Annotated in this window: 12 protein-coding genes; 1 reads left to right on the top strand and 11 read right to left on the bottom strand. The window is 35.9% G+C overall.

Annotated elements, in window-relative coordinates:
- Positions 1–102: 102 nt before the first annotated feature.
- Positions 103–255, bottom strand: a complete 153-nt coding sequence (gene tnpB / locus V6259_RS19315) for an IS66 family insertion sequence element accessory protein TnpB (RefSeq protein WP_341585922.1) — start codon at positions 253–255, stop codon at positions 103–105.
- A 276-nt stretch (positions 256–531) separates the two neighbouring features.
- Here tnpB and V6259_RS20125 point away from each other — a divergent pair, with 276 nt between their 5' ends.
- Positions 532–780: a hypothetical protein gene (locus tag V6259_RS20125; RefSeq protein ID WP_445928530.1), complete on the top strand. Its 249-nt coding sequence runs from the start codon at positions 532–534 to the stop codon at positions 778–780.
- 223 nt (positions 781–1,003) lie between these two features.
- Here V6259_RS20125 and V6259_RS19305 read toward each other — a convergent pair whose 3' ends face one another.
- The 10 genes from V6259_RS19305 to V6259_RS19260 are packed head-to-tail and all read right to left on the bottom strand — an operon-like array spanning position 1,004 to position 8,284.
- Entirely contained in the window at positions 1,004–2,302 is a 1,299-nt protein-coding gene (locus V6259_RS19305; RefSeq protein WP_341585921.1) for an ATP-grasp domain-containing protein, read from the bottom strand.
- 15 nt (positions 2,303–2,317) lie between these two features.
- Entirely contained in the window at positions 2,318–2,929 is a 612-nt protein-coding gene (locus V6259_RS19300) for a hypothetical protein (RefSeq protein WP_341585920.1), read from the bottom strand.
- Complete coding sequence (locus tag V6259_RS19295; RefSeq protein WP_341585919.1) at positions 2,926–3,780, bottom strand: arylamine N-acetyltransferase family protein; 855 nt, start codon at positions 3,778–3,780, stop codon at positions 2,926–2,928. Before V6259_RS19295 ends, V6259_RS19300 begins: the two co-directional genes overlap by 4 nt.
- Positions 3,781–3,788: 8 nt before the next feature.
- Complete coding sequence (locus tag V6259_RS19290) at positions 3,789–4,511, bottom strand: SDR family oxidoreductase (RefSeq protein ID WP_341585918.1); 723 nt, start codon at positions 4,509–4,511, stop codon at positions 3,789–3,791.
- Between the two features lie 10 nt (positions 4,512–4,521).
- The gene (locus V6259_RS19285) at positions 4,522–4,890 is read right to left on the bottom strand and encodes a hypothetical protein (protein ID WP_341585917.1); all 369 of its coding nucleotides are present in this window, start codon (positions 4,888–4,890) and stop codon (positions 4,522–4,524) included.
- Between the two features lie 2 nt (positions 4,891–4,892).
- A complete protein-coding gene (locus tag V6259_RS19280; RefSeq protein ID WP_341585916.1) occupies positions 4,893–5,435 on the bottom strand; it encodes a hypothetical protein in 543 nt (180 codons plus the stop codon).
- Positions 5,435–5,788 carry a hypothetical protein gene (locus V6259_RS19275; RefSeq protein ID WP_341585915.1) on the bottom strand — a complete coding sequence of 118 codons (354 nt, stop codon included), beginning with the start codon at positions 5,786–5,788 and terminating at the stop codon, positions 5,435–5,437. Before V6259_RS19275 ends, V6259_RS19280 begins: the two co-directional genes overlap by 1 nt.
- 31 nt (positions 5,789–5,819) lie before the next feature.
- Complete coding sequence (locus tag V6259_RS19270; RefSeq protein ID WP_341585914.1) at positions 5,820–6,344, bottom strand: DUF6622 family protein; 525 nt, start codon at positions 6,342–6,344, stop codon at positions 5,820–5,822.
- Entirely contained in the window at positions 6,344–7,588 is a 1,245-nt protein-coding gene (locus V6259_RS19265; protein WP_341585913.1) for a hypothetical protein, read from the bottom strand. The genes V6259_RS19270 and V6259_RS19265 overlap by 1 nt, the downstream gene beginning before the upstream one ends.
- A 24-nt stretch (positions 7,589–7,612) precedes the next feature.
- A complete protein-coding gene (locus V6259_RS19260; protein ID WP_341585912.1) occupies positions 7,613–8,284 on the bottom strand; it encodes a hypothetical protein in 672 nt (223 codons plus the stop codon).
- Positions 8,285–8,471 lie beyond the last annotated feature (187 nt).

The following is an 8,471-nucleotide window of genomic DNA, read 5'->3' as shown; positions in this document are numbered from 1 at the left end:
CTCTGTCACTTGTTTAACCGCTTCTCTTTTAAATTCTTCAGGGTAACGTTTGGACTTCATAATACACCTCTTATTTAACTAGATTTTAACGTTAATAGGTGTCTAGTAAAGTCTGGGAAGTCCAAACAACTGTTCGCTACAAGGTTCTTTTTCCAGATCATAAGCCACAATATTGGATAAACCATCAATGGCTTTACGCATGTCAGTGGGGCCACAAATGAGCGTAACGTTCAGTTGAGAGGACGCGGTAAACATAAGTCTTTTATTCCTATTGAAGAAAGCAAAAGACTTTAGGGAGTTTGAAGAAGATTAAAATGTGTGGTTTACCGGACGCTTACAAACAACAGACTTTAGGAAGTTTGAAGAAAATTAAAATGTACGGTTTACCACACGCTTACTAGCAACCAATTCAACTGTCGCGATGAGACTTGAAGAGACAAATGTACATGCTCAGTGACCTTTTTCTAGCAGTTTATAATGGCTCACTGGGTGCTGAATAGCTTTACTCTAGTCAACTTCGAAATGAGCCTCATGCCCAGAATACCTAAAGACATTGTGCTGTGCAGCGATAGCCATTTGACCTTCGAAAAGCTGGCTGCTAAACACAAATTAGAACATAAAGTACAGAATGCATCAGATAACGAACATGTAAAAAAACAGCACTTACCACATTTACAACGTCAACAATTACCATCAACTGCTAAAAAATTGGCTTTCCCGATTTCAGAGTGTCACCACCAAATACTTACATCGTTACCTTGGCTGGTTTCGGTGGTTTGATAAGTATGCCTATACACCACAGCAAACAATTGATTTTGCAATGCATTTCATTACACCGGGGTAAGTTCAACAACTTTCTCGGAAACAGCCAGGTTTTAACGTTAATGGGGGTCTAGTAAAGCTTGGGGGGCCAACGAGATACTAAACTAGACCATAGATTCCTAAGTATATTGAGCTACATTTTTTAACTAAAATCATAAATGAGTGTAATGATTTTTTACAGTTAAAGCTTCTCCTTTAAAGCCACCCATTGAGATAGTTCATCAATTGTGTAGTTTTTTCCGTTAAATGCATTATTCATAATTCGATCAAATTCTAAAACATCATTGAGTAAATCTTTTTTAATTGAATTAGCAAAAAAACCATGAGCAGGAGTTGTTATGCTGTCTATGGAAAGGGGGAAATTCTCACCTTTATGGTAAAGCAGCTCCTTAGCTATCAAACTATCACATTTCTCCAACCAACAGAGTTCCTTTGATGTAAAGCCATTTAAGATGCCTTCCTGCTTCGAAACTACAAAAGATTGTATAGCATACTTTCGCAAAATACCGGGCTGTAAGGCTGTAGATGGATCAAAATAGCACCGAAAAAAACTGGATAAAAGATCATTTTCATAACAACTAGTAAACAGATCTGGCACTAAATGCCCGTGCAGTCTGGCACCAACTTCAATCATGTGCCAGCCACGTTCACTCAATAGAAACTCCATATGAGCAGCACCATGACTAATACCCAAAGCCTTAGCACATTTGACTGCTAGCTCTTTTAACTGAGCAAATTGTGCTGAATTCGGATCTTCAATAATTAGAAATTTCTTTACTTGCGGAAAACTCCAATCATCCATATCAGAGAGTCGGATATAACGACTAATTGCAGACACTACAATTTCATTACCACGGGTGACCATATCAACCGCATATTCAGTACCTGATATATACTCTTGGACTAAAAATTTATCATTACTACTCCAAGTGCAATTCATCTCTCCCCATTCAAGTTGTGAAATAGCCTTTTCCAAGGTTTCCAGAGTTGGGCAGTAACTGAAGGATTGTCCGCCGGCTGCTGATACTGGTTTTAAAATGTAAGGACCACTTGGGATAGCTGAAATTACTTTCTTAATATTATCCTTAAAGCCTATTCCAACACTCCTAATCTGGGGAAGTCCACAATCGCTAAGGCGGTTTTGCATACTTTCCTTATCACGCCTCCAAGCAGTAGTTGCTGGATCATTTCCGGGAAGCCCATAAAAGTTGCTAATCAATTCTGCAGATTGGACCCCATGCTCACCACCAGCAATAACAGCATCAAAGGAATGCTTGTCTGACGAGGGCAATTCATCCAGAGAAAAATAAAAATCACTATATAAGCTTTTATCAAACTGCCGCTCTCTATTCTCGGCTCCATTTAATGCGCTACTAACCTTATCCATTTCAATAAAGGCTATACATTCAATACCAAGCTTGTTTAGATTTCTAGCAAGTAAGTTATCATTTGTAACTGGATTGGTAAGTAGACATTTCATTATAATATGATCCTTTTAAATCGTAATATTAAAAACTGCAGTGGGGGCATGGGCAGCTAAAGCCGCCCAACATCCATGCGGAGCAGAGATATGGCGTACCCAAAACCTATCCCCCGTTGGCAACCAGTGTATTGGCCTCCAATTACTATCAGTTGTAGTTGGAATTGATTCTATGTCTGTTATATTCGAAGAAATAGAACCTCCAACGAGTTTTATTATTGCCTCTAATTTCACCCATGCAGCCACAGGTGTGTTACTTTTTTCTATAAGAGTCCGCCCAGCTAAGTAGTTGACCTTATACTCCCAACCTGAAAGGCGAGAGTTACTCTCTAAATCAATACCAATATTTATTTTGGACAGCGCAACAGCACACCACCCATTGGCATAGCTAATACTAGGATAAAAGTCTGCTAGCGAGCCTATGAAATAGGGCTTTCCTGAAGCTAACTTACCTAAATCCCTCTCTTGTAGCTCTATACCCGTTACTTGTCGAACAAGCTTTGAAAGCGCCCATAAGGCTAAACTTCCATTATGCTGAATACTTAATTTATAGAAGTCTTCGTGATGAAAGGATAAAGGAAAAAAGCTATACCAAATTGCTATCTTAGTACAACTAGTACAACTCATTTACTAATCCTTTTTAAAACGTCTGGTAAGCGAAGAAAATCCGATTTAGCGACCTGCAGTGAAAAATGGCTTTGCAGTAAATTAACTAGTTGGTCAATCGATTCAACTGTTTCCTTTTGGCGATATTCACCAATAAGTGAAATGACATTTCGGTTATGTATTAAAATCCCACCTTCCAATGTTGGCTTACTAACAATAAGACTCTTAGTAAAAATAGAATTTGGTGAGAGTGAATTGAAATAGTTGGCAGGTTCAAAGTCCTCTAGATCATAGGTTCGGAAGTCAAATAAATAAAGACGCTTCCACCCCCCTCTAACGCTACGCTCCAGAGCAAAAAACTCTTCTTTTACCAAGATAATTCTAAAATCATGAACTCCTTGTTTTTGGACCAAGCCTATTTCTATTTTTAGTGGGTATAGTGGCCCTTCTATGCCATACCCAACATCACACAACAAATTTTGGTTCTGCCACTCAAGAAACAAAACCATATGAGCGCGTGGGCTCGGAAGACTATCCGCTCTGGGGACTCGAGCCATACCATAACGGCAAGTTATACCGAGACAACGAAGAACACCTGCAAATAAAGCATTTTGTTGAGAGCAGCCTCCCCCCCGGAAGTGCACAAGAAACTTTCGCCTAATAGTATCTAAGTTAATAGTTGGTGCTGTACCGAGGAAATAATCTAACATCTCAAATGGAAACGTCTGAATGTGAGATAACATCAGCTGATTTAAATCAGAAAGTGCTACTTCATCTGGCTGAATTTTTATACCAATACGATCAAAGTATAATTCCATCCAATTTTTGGGTTCAATCTTACCCATATCAGTATCTTTAATTATAAAATCCATATTTAGCCTTAGATAATCTGCTCACCATTACCTATAGTAAGTACTGATCCAGTAGTATTTATCCTTCGCATTGCTAAATCAAATACAATCTGAGCAATCTCTTCTGGTTTTAAAATTTTTCTTGTTGGAATATCTTTAAGAATTTCTCTACGAAGAGATCCTGCAAAATTATTGAACATATCAGTTTCTACCCAACCTGGCGCTACGCAGTTCACAAATATATTAAATCTACCCATTTCTTTAGCTAGTCCCTTCGAAAAGCGTTCAATAGCGATTTTAGAACAGCCATATGCAGTATTTCCCAGTTTAATTTTGTGTGCAGCACTAGAAGAAATGTTAATTATATTCCCCTCACGCTGTTTCATCATTTCATCTAGAAAGACTAACGAAAAATTAACTGTTCCCATAAAGTTATTATTCATACACTCAGATATCCTCTGAATACCATTATCAACTAACAGCCCGTCTTCTGTCATACCAGCATTATTAATCAGTATTGCAGGAATACCTGTTTCTAAAACTAAAGATTTAAAAGATTCTATAGCTCTAATATCAGTGTTATTTACAGAAAAAGGTTTAATTAGGCCTTTAGATTCACTTTCAAGCTTATTCGCAGCATTTTTATTGTTTTTGTATGTTGCGAAAACCTGATACCCTGCATCGGAAAATTTCATAGAAATTTCACGACCGATTCCGCGAACTCCACCTGTAACAACAACGCATTTTTTCATAATAATCCTTTTAAATATGTAAATATTCGAAAACTATCAGAGCACTAACTCCCTGATTGGAAATATATCTACAAACTGCTTTTTTATATTTTTCACCTAAGGGAGATGAGACTATTTGTAATTTTAATTCCATATTAGGAATAACGGCATGATTAAAGGATGCACGGGGAACACACTTTATCCGAACCCCTCCCAAATTCGACCACTCTTCTAAGCAAAGTGCTGCGTAGGCTATTAAGCAGGCCCCTGGCATAATGGGCATTTTTGGAAAATGAATATCAAAAAGAAGATCCTCGGGAGTTATTTTAATGATAGATTCAAATACAAATCCATCTTTATATACATCACCTCTAGTAAACAAAGAATTCAATTCTTCCATAATCAACTTAACTTTTTCAGATAATAGTCTGGATATTGCTCTGAAACAATAATCCCCATCAAAATTGCAGTGCTTCTAGCTATAATAAAAAAAGGCCAATAATATTCATACATAATTGATAGTAATGACATCAGAAAACAAATTAAAAAAACAACTGTCCAAACTCCTGTTAAATGAACATTTATAATATTAAAATGTGGATCAGACCACATCTCAGGAGAAGTTTCTTCCTTAGCATACTGCAAAGTATAAGGCCTATTTAACAGTAGAGACATTCCTGATGCTAAGGTATATAAAGCAGAAACAACCACTATTGGATTTTTTAAAAACCAATGATCGGCAATAAATAATGCTAATAAAATTGAAGAAGAAAAATAACTTAATGAAATCCAATCTATCATGAAACCATGCTTGAGATTGTCATACGAAATTATAACAATAATAACTAAGCATGTTATTGATGAAAAAAGATAATCAAACCCAGATAACTCAAGAATTATGTCATGAAAAACCCAAACTATGAAAGGCTTTATTATTTTTATCATTATCCATCCTCAGTCACTAATGCCACATAAATAACAGCTATTCTGCTTGAATTGCCATAACTATCCTCACCACAAATAGATACTTTATAAAAATCTGCCACCTTTTCAACACATCCATGTAAATCAGTAATATTGGCAAAGTCATCGATGACTAAATCTCTTATACTAGCTGGTATAAATCTTTCGCCGTCAAGCATATCCTTACAGAAAAAAAGTCGTGTTCCTCTAACTGAAAACTGATTTAATACCTCCAAAGTAATTGCGAAGTCTCCATATTGATTTCGTAGTTCTCCAACCCTTTCCCAACAAAAAGATGAGAAGAAAGAGCCATAATTTGAACCTAAAACCGTCACAGGACATAAGTCTAAGTAGTTATTTGGAAATCTATCGCACGTCATTTTTAACGTCTCGTTTTTCTATAAAAAGGCATTTTCCTATTAAATATAGAGCAATGCTTCGACCAGAAAAAAAGCCTACAACTAATCCTGAACATAACTTATCTAATATTACATATATAGGTATGGAGGATAGCTCAGGCTTAATTGCAACTGTATACCCAAACCAAAACTTAACAGCAAAGAAAAAAAGGCTTACCAATAGAATACTTGGACTACCAGGTATAACTAAGTACTCTCCTTCAAGCGAAAATTGATACTTTTTTTTCAAAATAAAATAATACGCTACTCCTGTTGCTATTGCTAAGCCTCCACTCCAAGATAAAATTCCAATTAAAAATAAATCATTTTTCATTAAAAGGTTATAAATTGAAAGTACTAAGAAAGCACCTGATAGATGAAATATTGATTTACTTTTTAGGCGCTGTTTAAAACATGATGAAATCCCTAGATAAAGGATCATAGTAAAAATAAAATATACCCAAAGTGGCGTATGACGTAATATTTCTAACATTAGCTATTTCCTTTATTGATTGAAATATTAGTTTTTCGAAAATCAACTATATTTCCAGTCTTATTTCTCGAATTTTTTATCAATCCGTCATCACCTACGATAGCAATAGAAAGAGTACCTCTTTCTATTCCCTCTGATATCTCTGAAATAGAAAAAAGACTCTCACGAATTTTTGTATCATTTACTTTTATTGTATCGACACTCCAAGTTGATGCTAAGGTTAGCAAGTCAAAACCTTTATTATCAGTTTCAAGAATAATCTGTAGATGGTCATTGATATCTATAGCTTTTCTAACAACGTCACGAACACGTTCATAGCTAACTGCATTTCCAGAGATATTGAAACTGGAATCACTGCGGCTATCTATAATTAGTCCAAATTTTGAATCTGATGCTGGCATTTTCTGGATCCGTCCTTTATCTCCAATACGGTATCGTATTATTGGAACTAAAGGGAAAGTCAAATCTGTAATCAAAATATTACCATCATCATCAGTTTCTACAAAATACCAGTCATGCATGATCTCATGTAGGCCGTTTGGCATAGTGGGTACATTCATAGCTGCGAAACCGTATTCTACAGCTCCGAATAAACTATAATACTTTGCACTTGGCCAGATTTTTGAAATGATTTCTTTTTTTGAGGTGAAAAATTCTTCGCCTGTATAAATAATTTTCTTTATATTAAAATTTATTCCAGAATGTTCGGATTCTCTAGCAAATTGAATGATACTAGATGGAGCCCCCATAACTGTATTTAATCCCAAGTCACGGAATAAATTAAGCGATTCGGAATTACCATTAAGTGAATCGAGGGGACCTACTGGCAATATAGTTGCTCCAATTGGCTCAAGGAAGCGACACGCTCCCTCATATAAAACTCCCAAACCTCCAGGTGTAAATAGATTAATTACAACATCATCATCAGAAAAAACATGTTCCATTAAGTTAACTACGAATTGATGAGGATAAGCACCTTCAGAAACGTTCTCCCAAATACGATGGCCAATAATTAGAGGAGAGGAGGTTGTTCCTGAAGTAGATACAATATAGCAGCCTTTAAACTTGCCTTCTGAAATATACTTTTGACTAATCTGACGTAAATCGTTCTTATTTGTAATATTATATTTTTGTTTAAAGTCATCTAGCGACTTAATTTTTGGCATTAGAGGGATGTTTTCAGTATCATTATAGCCTTGAATCATTTCATTAAACTGGTCAATGTTGAACGGAGTATTTTTCATTAACTTAACCTCGAAATATTAATATTAGCGTTTATGTCGATAATCAATTATTTGGGGAGTTTTATTGCGCCTTGTTATAATCAAATTTAAGGGTCCGTTAACTAACAACTCTACTGCTCCTCTATTAACATCCTCTGAGATCTCCTTGATTGAGCACACCATATCGCGTATTTTATATATCATGTCAGGCTTGTTAGAGGCGTCATGATTAACGACAATTTTAAGAATATCCTTTCCGTTTTCGCCATTTTTGAGAATAATTTGGACATCATCCTCCCCTAAATTTGCCATTTCAGAAATATTCCTAATTTTTTTAACTATGCTTTCATGCTGAATTAAAGCTCCTCCGCAATTAAAAGATGTATCATTACGACCTTTTAATAATAATTTGGTTGTGCCGTCCTTCATTTTTATAAGTTGTCCTTTATCACCAATGCAATATCGGATGATGGGAATCAATGGCTCCTTTAGGTCTGTCACATACAGACTTCCATCAATGCCTTCCTCTAACATAAACCAATCTTCAAATATAAAATGAAGACTCTCTTGATCTTTTGGAGTTTCAACTGCAACAAGCCCACATTCTGTCGCACCATACAAACTGTAGAATTCTGCATCAGGCCAAATATTCCTTATGTATTCTCGCTTGGCTGGATAAAAGCTCTCACCAGAGAAAATAAGCTTTTTGATATTCAATTTAACTCCTGCTTTTAATGATGCCTGTGCAAACTCGATAATACTTGCAGGAGTTCCAATTGGTATGGACCCACTTTCATAGACATCTCATAGCTATATAATAATAGGTAAAAATGAGGTGAATTATGAGTGGAAAACGTTATACCGATGAGTTCAAAATTGAAGCCGTTAAACAAGTCACTGAGCG

The organism is Marinomonas sp. TI.3.20, from assembly GCF_038155025.1.
Lineage (GTDB): Bacteria > Pseudomonadota > Gammaproteobacteria > Pseudomonadales > Marinomonadaceae > Marinomonas > Marinomonas flavescens.
This window is presented reverse-complemented; position numbering and strand designations above follow the sequence as displayed.